Source organism: Psychrobacter sp. Ps4, from assembly GCF_022129285.1.
Lineage (GTDB): Bacteria > Pseudomonadota > Gammaproteobacteria > Pseudomonadales > Moraxellaceae > Psychrobacter > Psychrobacter immobilis_A.
This window is the reverse complement of sequence record NZ_JADQAK010000002.1, coordinates 195,515-210,691: the sequence shown is the minus strand read 5'-3', so window position 1 is coordinate 210,691 and position 15,177 is coordinate 195,515. Positions and strand designations below refer to the sequence as shown.

The 15,177-nt window shown below is 42.9% G+C and carries 13 protein-coding genes; 1 reads left to right on the top strand and 12 read right to left on the bottom strand.

Features of this window, described 5'->3' with window-relative positions:
- Positions 1 to 74 precede the first annotated feature (74 nt).
- A complete protein-coding gene (locus I3252_RS02320; RefSeq protein ID WP_201600484.1) occupies positions 75 to 803 on the bottom strand; it encodes a CHAP domain-containing protein in 729 nt (242 codons plus the stop codon).
- A 262-nt stretch (positions 804 to 1,065) separates the two neighbouring features.
- Between I3252_RS02320 and I3252_RS02315 the strand changes: the two genes are divergently transcribed.
- Complete coding sequence (locus I3252_RS02315; protein ID WP_055124714.1) at positions 1,066 to 1,581, top strand: hypothetical protein; 516 nt, start codon at positions 1,066 to 1,068, stop codon at positions 1,579 to 1,581.
- Positions 1,582 to 1,879: 298 nt separating this feature from the next.
- On the opposite strand, the gene lpxC is transcribed toward I3252_RS02315, so the two are convergent.
- The 11 genes from lpxC to I3252_RS02260 form a co-directional block, all read right to left on the bottom strand.
- Positions 1,880 to 2,797, bottom strand: a complete 918-nt coding sequence (lpxC, locus tag I3252_RS02310; RefSeq protein WP_238034079.1) for a UDP-3-O-acyl-N-acetylglucosamine deacetylase — start codon at positions 2,795 to 2,797, stop codon at positions 1,880 to 1,882.
- Positions 2,798 to 3,169: 372 nt separating this feature from the next.
- Positions 3,170 to 4,375 (bottom strand): cell division protein FtsZ, encoded by a 1,206-nt coding sequence (gene ftsZ, locus I3252_RS02305; RefSeq protein ID WP_238034078.1) that lies wholly within the window; start codon positions 4,373 to 4,375, stop codon positions 3,170 to 3,172.
- A 235-nt stretch (positions 4,376 to 4,610) separates the two neighbouring features.
- The gene (gene ftsA / locus I3252_RS02300; protein ID WP_198329470.1) at positions 4,611 to 5,903 is read right to left on the bottom strand and encodes a cell division protein FtsA; all 1,293 of its coding nucleotides are present in this window, start codon (positions 5,901 to 5,903) and stop codon (positions 4,611 to 4,613) included.
- A 183-nt stretch (positions 5,904 to 6,086) separates the two neighbouring features.
- Positions 6,087 to 6,881, bottom strand: coding sequence for a cell division protein FtsQ/DivIB (locus I3252_RS02295; RefSeq protein ID WP_201581980.1), 795 nt, complete (start codon positions 6,879 to 6,881; stop codon positions 6,087 to 6,089).
- Between the two features lie 544 nt (positions 6,882 to 7,425).
- Positions 7,426 to 8,433 carry a D-alanine--D-alanine ligase gene (locus I3252_RS02290; RefSeq protein WP_201600490.1) on the bottom strand — a complete coding sequence of 336 codons (1,008 nt, stop codon included), beginning with the start codon at positions 8,431 to 8,433 and terminating at the stop codon, positions 7,426 to 7,428.
- A gap of 26 nt (positions 8,434 to 8,459) precedes the next feature.
- On the bottom strand, positions 8,460 to 9,899 hold the full coding sequence (gene murC, locus I3252_RS02285; protein ID WP_238034077.1) for a UDP-N-acetylmuramate--L-alanine ligase: 1,440 nt from the start codon (positions 9,897 to 9,899) through the stop codon (positions 8,460 to 8,462).
- Between the two features lie 83 nt (positions 9,900 to 9,982).
- Positions 9,983 to 11,068, bottom strand: coding sequence for an undecaprenyldiphospho-muramoylpentapeptide beta-N-acetylglucosaminyltransferase (gene murG / locus I3252_RS02280; RefSeq protein ID WP_238034076.1), 1,086 nt, complete (start codon positions 11,066 to 11,068; stop codon positions 9,983 to 9,985).
- A gap of 338 nt (positions 11,069 to 11,406) precedes the next feature.
- A complete protein-coding gene (gshB, locus tag I3252_RS02275; RefSeq protein ID WP_238034075.1) occupies positions 11,407 to 12,390 on the bottom strand; it encodes a glutathione synthase in 984 nt (327 codons plus the stop codon).
- 58 nt (positions 12,391 to 12,448) lie between these two features.
- Positions 12,449 to 13,156: an orotate phosphoribosyltransferase gene (gene pyrE, locus I3252_RS02270; RefSeq protein WP_238034123.1), complete on the bottom strand. Its 708-nt coding sequence runs from the start codon at positions 13,154 to 13,156 to the stop codon at positions 12,449 to 12,451.
- Between the two features lie 76 nt (positions 13,157 to 13,232).
- Complete coding sequence (locus I3252_RS02265; protein WP_238034074.1) at positions 13,233 to 14,231, bottom strand: hypothetical protein; 999 nt, start codon at positions 14,229 to 14,231, stop codon at positions 13,233 to 13,235.
- Positions 14,232 to 14,288: 57 nt separating this feature from the next.
- A complete protein-coding gene (locus tag I3252_RS02260) occupies positions 14,289 to 15,140 on the bottom strand; it encodes an SDR family oxidoreductase (protein ID WP_238034073.1) in 852 nt (283 codons plus the stop codon).
- Positions 15,141 to 15,177: the final 37 nt, after the last annotated feature.

Here is a 15,177-nt window from a genome sequence, read left to right as displayed (position 1 = left end):
AAAAACCAGCAATGCTATAAAGGCATTACTGGGTTTGGAGAAAACTTTTAACTTAGACTATATCTAACTGTCTACTATTTATCAGCCATCGCAAGGTAAATACCACGGTCTGATGCATCATCGACATATTGTGAATCACGCCATGTCGTATAGCTGTAAGTGCCACTGTATGGGCTAATGCTGTTTTGGCGGAAATCAGATACCCAATCGTTACCATCAAAGATCTGGATATGACCATGTGGACGGTTTGACGTACGATTATAGACAACGACGTCACCCACTTGTGGCTGCATATCATTACTGATCTTGGTAAAACCTGCTTGAGCAAGTGTGCCGCGAGAGGCGTACTGATAAGCTGAAGGGTTAGGCGTAAATTCGTAACCTGCTGATTGTAGCGCTTTACGTACATAGCGAGCACAGTAGCCAGAGCTTCTAGACAGTGCTACTCGCGATGCACTTGCCGCTGCGATAGCAGGAGCAGAATTGCGATCAGGAGCGCGGCTTGATTGCTGCTGACGCTGCTCATAAGACAAACGGCTGGTAAGCGAAGCAAGTTGATATTCTTTTTGCTTGGCATGCGCACTTAAATTATCAATGGCTTGACTGATCTCGTCGTTGCTATATACATGAGCACCACTGTTAGTGCTATAGATATTGCGACTAGAACCGTAGTTCGAAGAAGCAGAAATATTTGTGATGGTATGACTCAAGGTATTATTTGGTTGAAAGGTTGTTTCGACAGCACCACTTGTCTGTGCTATACCCATTCCCAATACTGACAAAATTAATAAAGCTTGTTTCATAAATTTACTACCTATTGTTAATACAAGACCGCTCGTCATCCATGACAAAGCATCAATTAGTTTAGAGGAGATGATCATTACAAAACATGATAAAATCCTTATTAAAACAGCCCGCTATTCTTTCTGTAGTGACTAATACTGGTATTATCTGTTAATACCATATTCCGCTTAGTTCACTGTCTCGCAAATCGTTCAGTATCAATTGCTTTTAGCATGTCAATTATGAATATCGATTTTGTCACCTATTAGATGAGTCATCACGATGTCAAAAAAACAGCCAAATCGGCTTGCCCAACTTATCGACCATCAAGCTTTTGCTGGTAGCGCACTACCCCGAACGCTTGCTGACAATATGCGGCTATACATAGAAGCGACCAATGAGGTAAAAGAGCTATTGGTAGATTGTCTACCTGAAGAAATTCTTAATACCTGTTGGGTCGTAGGCCTCACCTCCGAGCAATTAATACTCAGTGTGGGCTCAATGACTGCTGCCAATCATATTCGCTATTTGCAGAGCGCTTATTTGCAAGTCTTAACAGAGCAGTCAATTACATTTAAACAACTCAAGCAAATTCGCGTCGTCGTCGCTAAAAATTCAGCTGATAATCATTCATCTAAACAACTATCAGCAGTATCAGCAACTTTGTCAAAATCTAGTAAAGCCAATGAAAATCAGGCTCTTAGCCAAAACACAAAGCGGACTATATCACAGGCCGCAGAGCATGTCACCACTGATGAAAATCTCAAAAAAGCACTTTTACGTCTGGCAAATCATTGAAATTATTAATGTTACTATGTAAATTTGTGTAAACAAAACCGTAAAAATCAGCTGATAACGCTGCGATTTTGTAATGACGCAAACAAAAAAAATCACCTGCTAGCTCCGTTCACATTATGAACGTCACCAACAGATGATTGAAAAAATATCCACAGCTTTGATATTCTCTACTCTAGAGCAGAATTGTTAAAATAATCTAAACAATACATTCAAAAAAACGAATATTATTAGAATGTAATTACTGCCGGATTATGTAATATTGCGTAAATGTTTCGATACTTCGTGTATATTCCTGTATTCATCCTTCAACAGTCAAACCTTCGAGAGGTAAATACTGAATTGGGCACGTTACATTGTCATCAAAAGTTACAATTTCAAAATTATTATGGTCAGATAGTATCTCACGTACCAATAAATTGTTTAACGCGTGACCAGATTTATAAGCATTAAAGCGACCCAAAATCGGATAGCCAATCAAATATAAATCACCTAAAGCATCCAAAATTTTATGGCGAACGAACTCATCATTAAAACGCAAGCCTTCTTCGTTAAGAATAGTTGCCTCATCAATAACAATAGCATTATCCATACTGCCTCCTAATGCCAAATTATTCTGACGTAAGGCTTCTATATCTCGTAAAAATCCAAAAGTACGGGCTGAACTCAATTGCTCAATGAAGTTTTGCGTCGAAAACTGCAACTGGGCATGCTGAAAATCTTTGTCGATAGCAGGATGATCAAAATCAATCTCAAAATTTAGCTCAAACCCTTCATAAGGACGCAGTTCTGCCCATTTATCATCTACTTTTACTCGTACTGGTCTGACGATTTTTATAAACTTCTTTAAAGCATCTTGTTCACAAAATCCTGCGTCAAGTAGCAGCGCCACAAAAGGAGCGGCACTACCATCCATAATTGGTATTTCTGAGGCTGACACACGGATTAAAAGATTATCCACACCTAGTCCAGCAATGGCACTAAGCAAATGCTCGACCGTCCCCACACGTGTTCCACCAAACACTAAATTTGATGACATCATAGTGTCTTGTACTAAAAAAGCACTGGCTGGAATCGGCTGGCTGCCTTCGATATCAGAACGCTCGAAAACAATACCCGTATCAATAGGTTGCGGATGAAACTCTAAGTCAACAGGCTGACCACTATGAAGACCAATACCTGTGACAGCGATCGCAGTTTTTATGGTTCTTTGGTTCATGGCTGTCTTCTCACATATTTTGTTACAATTGCCATAGTGTATCATTACCCGCCCCTAGTTCGCTATAGTTAAAACTCGCTAATTTTCTTATCTCCTTGATTGATAACACTTATCGCCAATAAATCTTGATTGTTTTTATGTCTTATTGATCGCATTGCCTCTGTTAACACAGGGAAATAACAGCCAAATGTTACATTCATAAATTGTTTTATGCGCCTATTTATTAATGATTATTTTCGCATTGAGAGGCGATTCTTATAAATAGAGCGCTCTCATAGCTGAATCAGCTTACTAATATATGGACATTTTCTATACGCACAAAAAAGCCAGCAACTTAGTACTGGCTTTTTTTATCCCAAACATCTGAAAATATTATTTATTTTGTTGACGTTTTAGATAGTCTTGAATGCTATTGGTTTTGGTTTTCGCCTGCTCTTGAGGCGCGCTTGCACGGGTAGCACCAGCCGTATCTTGATACATTTGGGCCTGCGATTGCTTTTGACTGTTTAAAGCGCTGGTATGCACGTTAGGGTCAACAGGCTGAGTGCTATTGACAGAAGGAACTGGTGCCTCAACTACTTCCGGCTCTTGCCCAGCATTTTCATCTAAAGTCAGACCCGTGGCGATAACGGTAACATGCAAATCATCACCCATTTTTTCGTCAATCACTGAACCATAGAAAATATGAGCATCGTCGATATCTGTAATTTCTTCAACGATGATACTAATTTTGCTCATCTCATCCAATGATAGTGATTCAGAAGAGATTACGTTAACCAATAGACCTTTTGCATTCTCTAAACGCAAGTCATCAAGCAATGGTGATCTGATGGCTTTCTCAGTTGCTTGACGCGCACGATCATCACCGCTGGCACGGCCGATACCCATCATTGCATGGCCTTTAGCAGTCATAGCAGTGCGGATATCATTAAAGTCGATATTGATCATACCTTCACTAGCGATAGTTTCAGCAATACCTTGAACCGCATGTAATAACACATCATCCGCTTTTTTAAAGGCATCTTGCATAGAGATATTGCCATAGACACTCATCAACTTATCATTCGGAATCGTAATGATAGAATCAACAAAGTTAGTCAATTGCTCAATACCAGCCTTAGCAGCCTTGATACGTTTGCCACCTTCAAACTTAAATGGCGTAGTCACGACGGCAACTGTCAAAACTTCCATTTCTTTAGCAATACGAGCAACCACAGGCGCTGCACCCGTACCCGTACCACCGCCCATACCAGCAGTAATGAACACCATGTCTGAATGCTCGAGTAATGCACGGATGGCTTCTTCTTCGCTTTCTGCTGCTTCACGCCCAACTTCTGGGTTCGCCCCTGCGCCCAAACCGCGATTCGTTTTTGCGCCAAGTTGCAATTTATGCGGTGCAGTTAAACGATCAAGCGCTTGTTTATCCGTATTAGCACAGACGAACGTTACACCTCTAATCCCTTGTTGTACCATATGTTCAACCGCATTACCGCCACCACCACCAACACCGAATACAGTGAAGCTTGCTTGGCCGTTATTTTGAGGCTGGTTATCATCTGGCATGGTGTATTTTGACATAAAAAGGTTTCTCCAGTTGCAGATAGCGTGATGGTCGATACTTGGTAACACACTTATATGGCGCGCTATCGACTTACTATATATAATTGTATTTAAATAAAACAGGGCAATGGCTTAGATAATTGTGCTAGCCAAAATATGCCAGTATAGTACAGGGTGTGACTTTTCGTATTCTTGCCTATTATATAGCTGCATACTCTTATGCTGCTTAATATAAGTATGTTTTGCTAACAGATTATAATATCTTTTTGAGTACACTAGCAAAACGCTGCCCTGCACTTTGAAAAACACCAGTGACTCGATTTTTTTGAATCGCTTCAGGCTCGCTTTTTTCACTACGGCGAAACTGCTCGCTTTGACTATATAATAGTGTACCAAATGCCGTTTGATAAGCACGATCATTCACTTGACTGTTTAGCTGCTTAAATGACTCATCATTATCAAAATGATTATGAGCACTAATAGCAGGATGAGTGTTGGTTAATACTACGGGCATTTTGAGCAATTTTTTGGTAAAGGGTATCATACCTTTAATCGCCGTACCGCCACCTGTGAGTACGATACCTTTGTCAATATAGCCGATGAGATCAGCCTCATGCAATTGACGAGCAACTTCCGTAAATATCTGTACATAGCGCGCTTCAATAATACGGGCTAGATTATAGATACCAATATTAATCTCGTCACCTGTTCCTTGTGGTTTAAAGATAAAGAACGAGCTAGGATCGACACTATTGACATCGACAGTACCATGGGTTTTTTTCAGCTTTTCAGCTTCAATCATGGAGATACCAAAATCAGCTGAGATATCCATCGTTACTTCGTGGCTGCCTGTCGCGATACAATGGGTAAATATCAGCTTGTTTTCTTTATAAACGCAAATACTGGTCGTACTAGCACCAATATCTACCAAACAAACCCCTTGCTGGCGCTCGTCACTCATCAAACTATATTCAGCACTCGTCACTGCATCAAATACAATGTGGTCAATACCAACATCACAGCTTTGCAATAATTTTTGGATATTCTGACGACTAGCAACGGGCATCATCATCATGTGGTACATCACAGTAATATTATGCGCCATCATTTCGATCGCATCATCCACCATGAAATCTTGATCATCAACATAGATACCCTGCTGACAGCAATGCATTAGATAATAGTCTGATGATAGATCGCGTGATTTGGCATTAGACAACGCCTGCACCATATCTTTGGCACGTACCGCCTCATCTTCTACACGTACCTCGCCTGCACTATTTTTGCTCGATAGTTCCGGTGTCGCTAGGGTCAACCACACACTGTGCACGCGGCAATTGGCAGTATCTTCTGCTTCTTGAATGGCTTGCTTGATAGCACCTTGTAGACGTTCACGGTGTTTTATTTGACCTTGGTAAAAATCGCTATTTTTGACTTGTCCCACGCCCAGAATACGGATGTCTTTTGCAGAGACAACGTTACCAATAACGACATAGACTGCCGTGGCACTTAGATGGACAACAACCAGATTTTCAGTATTTTTCATGGTACCAGACAAATTATCGCTAAACAGGAGAACAAATGACGTCTCCATTAGATCATTAAAAAAAGCGTTATCAACACGCTATGATGTTGTATATTCCGTGCTACAAGCTATCAAAATAGCTCAAACTAAAATGCTAACCAGTTTTTGCTTATGCTATCTATCTATCTATCTATCTATCTATCGTTATTCTGCTTCATCAATTTTTGGCTGTGCCATATCCCAAGCAATGGTAAAACCATTTTTATAGCGCAAATCTACAGACTGTATTTCGCCTCGACGCTCACTTAACTGATTGCCGAGCAGCTGACTTAAACTCAGCAGCTTTTGCGCAGTATTCTCGTTATCAACAATCACACGCAGTCCATTGTCAAAACGAATCAGCCAAGTCATTCTTGGTGACAGGATAATATCTTCGACTTGCATACCAAGTGGCGCATACCAGTCGTTAACTTGCTGCATTTGCTGCATGATAACTGGGGCTTGCGTTATCTCACCTTGTAAGGTGGCAAAGCGTTCTTGCGTCAGATCTTTACTATCAGCAGGGACAAAAACCGCACCTTTTGCATCCACCAAACGCTCTGTACCAAAATTAGCAACCGCTTGCTTAGGTAATGCGGTAACGACTATGCCCCGTTGCCAATCACGAGAAATACTGACCTGATCAACCCAAGCCAGACCCGTCGTAATATCTCTTAACGCTTGCAAATCAGAGGTAAAAAAGCTGCTTACCTTTTGTTGATTCATAACCTGTTGCAATGCGCGATATTGGGTAACGGTCAAACCCTGATTATTCACATGGATAGAAGCTGGCGGTGCATCACGCAACGCTTTTCCACCCATTATCAATATCAGCACGAGCAACCCTAGTACCAATACCATAAAAAAATATTTGAGCGAAGTCGGTACTTGGAACTTAGAGTTTGGGCGACGGGTTTTATCACTCATCAAGTCAGTTACCTCGTTGACAGTTTGAGCCATAACGACCTTTGTCCCTATATTTGCATAAAACTGATCATGCTATTTATAAATGTAAATCTGCATATTTTTGCAGAGGCCTATTAAGTTGACATATTATCAAAATATTTTACTAAAACGATTTATAGGATGACATTATGCTCATTTAAACGTAACATTTTTCTTAATTTATGAATAACTTATGGGCTAAATTCATAGAAAACAGAAATATCACTAAAACAGACCTATAATTACAATATTAACGTATTTTATGGTTAAACAATAGCTTAACCCCTACTAGTGACAACGAATTTACACAAGTTTACATGACGCTGTGGTATAGCAGCTCTAGTGATACATTAACCCGTTCTCGTCTACTAGTATTCTTAGGCTATAAGAAAAATTCAAATCTAATGATTCATAAGTTTTATCACTGGTTTATTAAGACAGCCTATTAATGACAACTGTCTCAATAAATATCAATAGCATTATGAACAATGTTAAAGAATGAACAATATTGAAAAGTAGCAATGCTAAATAACTATTTAAGCAATAACTGCTATACCAGTCACTCTAATGTCTGCGCTAAAATATGCCAGCACAATGCATCAAAGTCCATGCCTCGAGCCTTGGCTGCCATCGGAACCAAGCTATGGCTGGTCATGCCTGGCACTGTATTGATTTCAAGCAACCAGAAGTTGCCTGCTTCATCTTGCATAGCATCGATGCGTCCCCAGCCTTTGGCATCAACGGCACGGAACGCTGCAAGGCTCAGATCTTGTAAATGCTTTTCATCAGCAGCGCTCAAACCACACGGAATATAGTAACTGGTATCATTACGATTATACTTGGCTTCAAAATCGTAGAAGTTGGTAATATCAGCAGGTTCAAGACGAATAACTGGATAGGCTTCATCATCGATAATAACAATCGTGAACTCACGACCGGTAATCCAGCGCTCAGCCATAACCGCATCACCGCACTGTACTGCCGTGGCATAAGCCGCTGGCAACTCGTCCAGATTGTTGACCTTGGTCATACCAATACTGGAGCCTTCATGAACGGGCTTGATAATAAGTGGTAAACCTAGCATGTTGACCACTTGCTGCCAGTCAGTCTCAGCTGTTAACAATGAAAATGGAGCGGTTGCTAACCCACAACCTTGCCATAATTGCTTGGTACGAACCTTATCCATACCCAGCGCTGATGCCAAAATCCCTGAACCCGTCTGCGGAATATCAAACCATTGCAGCACACCTTGCAACAAACCATCCTCGCCGCCGCGACCATGCAGTACGTTGAACACGCGGTCATACTCGCGTAGCTCTGTGATGTCTTGATGCTTAGGATCGAAATGAGTGGCATCAACGCCTTGGTTTTGTAGCGCCTGCAATACGGCAGCACCGCTGTCTAACGATACGCTGCGTTCATTGCTACTGCCGCCATAGACAACCGCCACTTTACCAAACTGTCTGGCATCTTTTGCATCACTGGTCGTCGTGTTTAGAGTGGCATCATTGCTATCTAAATTATCTAAATTTTGAGTGCTGGTATTTTCTTTAGTATCAGTCGTCATGAAGATCGTTCCTAGAATTTTTTAGCTTACTTAATGTAAAGGTTATTGGCAGCCAAGTCGACAGCGATCTGCCCTACATTACCTGCACCTTGAGTAATGAGCATGTCATTGGCTTTTAATAAACGCTGCATGACAGGAGCTAAATTGTCCTTGTCAATAATCGTCGGTTCAACTTCACCGCGCAACCGAATACTACGCGCCAATGATTTGGTATCAGCGCCAGTAATTGGGCTTTCACCTGCTGAATATACGTCTAATAATAATAATTCATCAACGCTAGAGAGTACTTCAACAAAATCATCGAAGCAATCTCGGGTACGACTATAACGGTGCGGCTGAAACATCATTACCAAACGACGTTCAGGGAAGCTTTGACGGGCCGCTTTAATGGTGGCATCGACTTCTTTTGGGTGATGACCATAATCGTCAATCAATAAAACATTACCATCATCAAGATTGACAGAGGCATGCTGCTCAAAACGGCGACCAACGCCTTCAAATTTTTGCAAAGCGCGTTTGATCGCTTCGTCATCCACCCCTTCATCAGTCGCCATGGTAATAGCAGCAAGTGCATTGTAAACGTTGTGAGTACCAGGAATATTGAGAGTCAAACGTAAAGGTTCACGGTCACGGCGCAGTACCGTGAAGTGAGTTTTAGTACCTTCCGTTACCAAGTCGATGGCTTGAACGTCGTTAAAAGGCTCAAGTCCAAAGGTCAGTACGGGACGACCAATATCATCAATCATCGCATACAATTCAGGATCGTCACCGCAGACCACCGCCAAACCATAGAATGGCATATTTTGTAAAAACTGAATATAAGCGGCTTTTAATTTATCAAAACTATTCTCATACGTTTCCATATGGTCTTGATCGATATTGGTGACAATCGCGGCCATCGGATGTAACGATAAAAACGACGCATCAGACTCATCGGCTTCTGCCACCAAGAAACGACTGCTACCCAGTGCAGCATTTTTACCAGATGCATTCAACTTACCGCCAATCACGTAGGTAGGATCGAGTTGCCCTTCTGCCATCATGGTAGTCAACAAACTGGTCGTCGTGGTTTTGCCATGAGCACCAGCAACAGCGATACCGTGACGATAACGCATCAACTCGCCCAGCATATCGGCACGGCGAACCACTGGCAAACGCGCTTCTAGTGCCGCTTTTACTTCAGGGTTGCTGCGATCAATCGCTGACGATACAACGATGACATCAGCATTAGCGATGTTCTTAGAATCATGACCGATCGCAATATCAATACCAATCTTTGCCAAACGTTTGGTCACTAAGCTCTCAGCGATATCAGAACCACTTACTTGATAACCTTGATTGTTCATCACCTCCGCGATACCGCACATCCCCGAGCCACCAATACCGACAAAATGCAAATGCTGAATACGACGCATTTCTGGTATTTCAATCAAACGCTTAGGTAGAGCTTTCGCAGGGTTAGACATAGGGCTTCTCTTTATCAAAGGCTAATAAAATTTAGTGTATCAAAATAATTGGTAATAAAAACAGTCAGTTATAAGAATATAGGCTACAGCGTTTGCCAGATAATATCAGCAACTTGCTTACTCGCACTTCGATTGGCAAGGGCATGGCCTTTTTGGGCCATCGCTAGGCACTTCTCTCGATTAAGGGCAGCAAGTTCATTGCTCAAACGCTGCGCTGTCAACTCAGACTGCGGTAACAAAATCGCCGCATCGTGTGAGGTTAAAGTGCGGGCATTAGCAGTCTGATGGTCATCTACCGCATGCGGCAGCGGTACAAAAATTGCGGCAATACCAACGTTCTGGATTTCCGTAACCGTCAATGCGCCTGCTCGGCAAACAATAACATCTGCCCAATTATAAGCGGCGGCCATATCGTCGATGAAAGGCTGTACCACAAATTTGTGCATACTCAAGTCCTGCTCATCGTAAGCCGCTTGTGTGGCAGCCTCATTGTTACGCCCGCATTGGTGACGCACTTCAAAAGGCTGATTGAGCAATGCCAGCGCTTTTGGCACAGTGTCGTTTAAGGCTTGTGCACCAAGTGAGCCACCCACCACCAACAATTTGAGCGGTGAGTTGTCATTAACATCATAACGCACCGTCGGTTCAGAGACACCAGTGATGGCATTGCGTACTGGGTTACCCACCGTTTCAAGCTTAGCATCCTGTGCACTATTGGCAAAGGTATCCTCAAATGCTTGCAGCACCTTGGTTGCAATCTTGGATAGGTAGCGATTACTCATGCCTGCAATGGCATTTTGTTCATGGATAATCAGAGGCGTATTGGTCAGACGTGCGGCGATGCCGCCAGGCGCTGTCACATAACCACCGAAACCGACAACTATGTCAATTTGATTACTACGAATCACCTTTATAACTGCCATCGTCGCTGACAATAAAGTCACTGGCAACTTCAATAAACGCCCGATTCCTTTACCGCGTAAACCCTGCATCTCAATCGCATGAAAAGGATAACCAGTCGGTGCAACCAAGCCATTTTCCATACCATTTGGCGTGCCTAGCCAATGAATAACCGCACCACGCTGAGTCAATTCCTCAGCCACTGCCAGTGCTGGGAACACATGCCCACCAGTACCCGCGGCCATCATTAATATATGCGGTGCTTTCATGAACGCCTGCCTATCTTTTCTTTATTTATATGAAGGACTTATTATCCTATAATCATCTTAGTCATCAGCCAATAATGACCCTATAAAATCTCGCATAGTATAGTGTAAATCGTTGGCTGATATATAGCACTTTATGCACTGTCAATAACAAAAATCCAAGCCGCGAGCAATCACGACTTGGCTTTTATAAATACTATCGAAAAATCATAAAAGCATCGTTTATAAATGACGTTTTATCGCCTTTTTATGCGCTATGAAAAGATGCTGTTTATCAATCTATCTTAGCACACTGTTTTTTAAGTATTGTGCGCATAGCTTAGTGATAAATCACTCTATCCTTACAGTGTTGCGCAAACTGCTACTTTATTCTCAATGGCGATGATAAAATCGGTCGCAATATCTGTACCGCATTGATCATCAATCTCACGTACACACGTTGGGCTGGTGACATTAATCTCGGTAATACGACCACCGATTAAATCGAGCCCGACGAACATTAGACCTTTTTCTTTAACAATAGGTGCCACGACTTCTGCCACTTGACGTTCGACATCAGTGAGCGGCATCGCAATACCGCTACCACCCGCCGCAAGATTACCACGGGTCTCGCCTTTGGTAGGAATACGCGCCAAGCTATAATCGACTACTTCACCATCAACGATCAACACGCGCTTATCGCCTTCTTTGATCTCTGGCAAATAACGCTGCGCCATAATCGGCAAGGTTTCAAGCTCGGTTAAAATCTCAAGCGTGACGCCGATATTTGGACTATCAGCAGTCAAACGGAAAATCCCCGTACCGCCCATACCATCTAATGGCTTAACAATGACGTCTTGCTGCTCAGCGATAAACTTGCGAATATGCGCCTGCTTACTGGTCACAATCGTTGGGCTCATATAATCGCTAAACCACGTGGCAAATAGCTTTTCATTACAATCACGTATCGCTTGTGGGTCATTGACCACTAGCACGCCTGCCGCTTTGGCATGATCCAGCATATAAGTGGCATAAATAAAACGCATGTCAAACGGCGGATCTTTACGCATCAACACCACGTCATAGTCGCTGATTGGCGCTGTCGCTTTATCCCCTAATGTATAAAAATCTTTAGGATCACGCTTGACGGTCACTGACTGCGTATCAACCATCAGTTGCCCACGATCCAACCACAAATCATGAATCTGACAATAGCCAAGGCTGTGCCCACGGTCTTGTGCCGACCACATCATAGCAAGGGTCGTGTCTTTTTTATAATTAACCTGCTCGATAGGATCCATAATAACGAGTATGTTTAACGATTTTTTTTGATTTTCTTGGCTCATGATAAGGCTCACTTACGTTATATTATTAATACAGAACAGCTTCGAACTCAGTACCCAACTATACGCCGTACTGCGCGCGATAATGTTGCATCTTGGCAAGTTGGGTCGCATCTTTATGCTGACCGCTTTGTACGCCATGGTCATCTGCCAAATAACTGATTAAATCATCGATATCGACGAGTGCACGCACTGGTACCTCTAATGTCGACGCCAACTCTTGAATAGCAGAATGCTCAGCCTGACCTTTTTCTTTACGGTCAAGGGCAACGATAATACCAGCAACGCTAGCGCCCGCTTGCTCTAAAATCTCAACCACTTCGCGCATCGCCGTACCAGCGGTAATGACATCATCGAGTACCCAGACTGCTTTACCACTAACGTCAGCGCCTACTAAGTTGCCACCTTCGCCATGAGTTTTTGCTTCTTTACGATTATAGCCCCACTTGGCATTGATACCATGATGAATCCATAAGGCTTGCGCGGTTGCTGCCACAAAAGGAATACCTTTATACGCTGCCCCAAATATCACCAGCTCCTGCTCATCTGTACCGTTATGACTAGCAGTCATTTGCTCAGCCAAGGCATCAGCATAACCACACGCGAGCAACGACAACATCTCACCTGACGCCAGCAAGCCTGCATTAAAAAAATACGGACTGATGCGACCAGACTTGAGGACAAACTCGCCAAATTTGAGAACTTGATTGTCTAAAGCCAGTTGGATAAATTGATGTGAGGAGAAAGAAGGGTGTTGCGCATTAGGCATTGAGGCATTAAGCATGGAAGCGTTCCTATTGACAAAAAGAAGAGCAAAAAATTGGCGTTATTGTACGCATTATTGGTCAGCTTGACCAACCATTGATGTCGTAATCTTGCATGTTAGGATAACGAGTCAATAGGCCACTGCGCGATGAGAGATTAAAATAACACTGACCGTCATCACTCACTTGTATCTCCCAACCTAAATGGTACGCGGCAACAATAACATGTCCTGTGAAAATGCGTATTTGACGGTAGGCATGGCGCTGCGATGGCTCACAAACGATTTGACTCAGCAGATAACTACGTATGTGCTGACAGATTTGCGCGGCGCTATAGCGGTGATTGATACTTTTGCGTGTCTCGCACTGCCTAAATGCATGAACAGCGACGCTACACGCCATAATATCAGTAGCCAAACTGCCCTCGCCTGTCTCAAATTGCTGCGGCTGCAACACTACCTGCCAATCTTCGGCGTAAACACTGTTGAGCAACTCATCTGGGTTATACCGTTTGGTCAATGCACGTAAAGAAGCCTGTGTGTTTTTAGCATTACTACTAACGCTCGTATCGGTACTTACAGAAGAGTCATTTAGTACAAGACCGTAACGATGCAGTTTTGGATAAGCACGAAGCGCCTGCTGAATATCAGCCATGTCGAGCAAAGTCATACCATTTAATGATGATAATAATGGTTGCGCGCTGTGATTGTGATAAAAGCTGTCTGGAAACTCAACAAGCTCTGCTGCCCGCAGTAATGACAGATGCTCGCCCAGTACTTCTGAAGCAATCAGCGCCCATTTTGACAAGCTGTGTTCTTTAGGATGATAAAAACGCGCAGAGCGACCATAAAGTCGTTGCAATTGACCATTTAATCGCCTAGCAGGCTCTGGAATATCGCTCAAGGGTCTGGCAGGATCAAGTGCCAAGCGACTCGGGTCAAAATTAGGATGTACAATCGCAGGTTGGGTACTATCTGGCAAGATAGACGACTGCTCAGCATTGCCTTCTGAAATTGTACCGCCTGCTGCTGTAAGATCAGCACTGGGTAAATGAGTGTCAGAAGTAGAAGGCTGGGTCATGAAATCTCCATAAGCTATAAAATATAAAAATAATTCTAATTAAATCAAACTGACATATTACTCTTGATGTTGTTCTTGATGACGCAAAATATCACGGTAACCGACTTGCCAATCAGGATATGCCAACCAAGCTAATGGAATATTACTGTGCAAACGTTTTCCCGTAACCGCTATTTTTTTATCGTCAAGAGCAGGAGGCGTTTCATTGATCTGCTGACTTAACCAAACGCCCAACTCAAAAGTCGTGACTGGCGCATAATCAGTAGCAATATAAAGGGGCTTGGGCGCATCGATAGTCAGTACGTTAGCGATGATAGCGACCAAATCGCGATCCATAATCCGATTGCTCCAATGCGCGGCTGCCACTGCTTCCTTTTGTGGCTCGCGGGCTTTACGCAAACGCATGAGACGCACGCGTCCATAAATACCGCTTGGACGAATGATAATGGCTTTATCACCAAAGCCTTGTTGCAGGACTTGTTCTGATTGCAATATCACCTGCGATGCTTCGCGTTTTGGCGGCACAGGCGCAGTATTGTCATCAATCCATTCGCCATTATCTTGCCCATAAACACCCGTTGATGAAATAAAAACAATGCGTGAAAGGTTGGTAAGTTTGTCCGCAAGCGTTGCCAAATGCTGGCTAATTGCTAAGTAGCTATTATGATAGCCGCTGGTCGAATAATCATCGGGGGTAACGATAATTGATATCGCTGTAAAATCTTGCAGCTGCTCAGCCGTCAGAGTCAATGCATCGGCTTGCATAAATTCAGCGTTATCATCCAAAGAGTAATGATGGCGCTCACCACGAGCCAAACCTGTGACATTCAAACCGTCCTGTGCCAGCTGGTTGCTGACTGGCAAACCAATATCACCTTGACCAATAATCAATAAATTTTGCGTACTCATCATTTATCCTTTATTCGAACGACATTTCTAATGACTG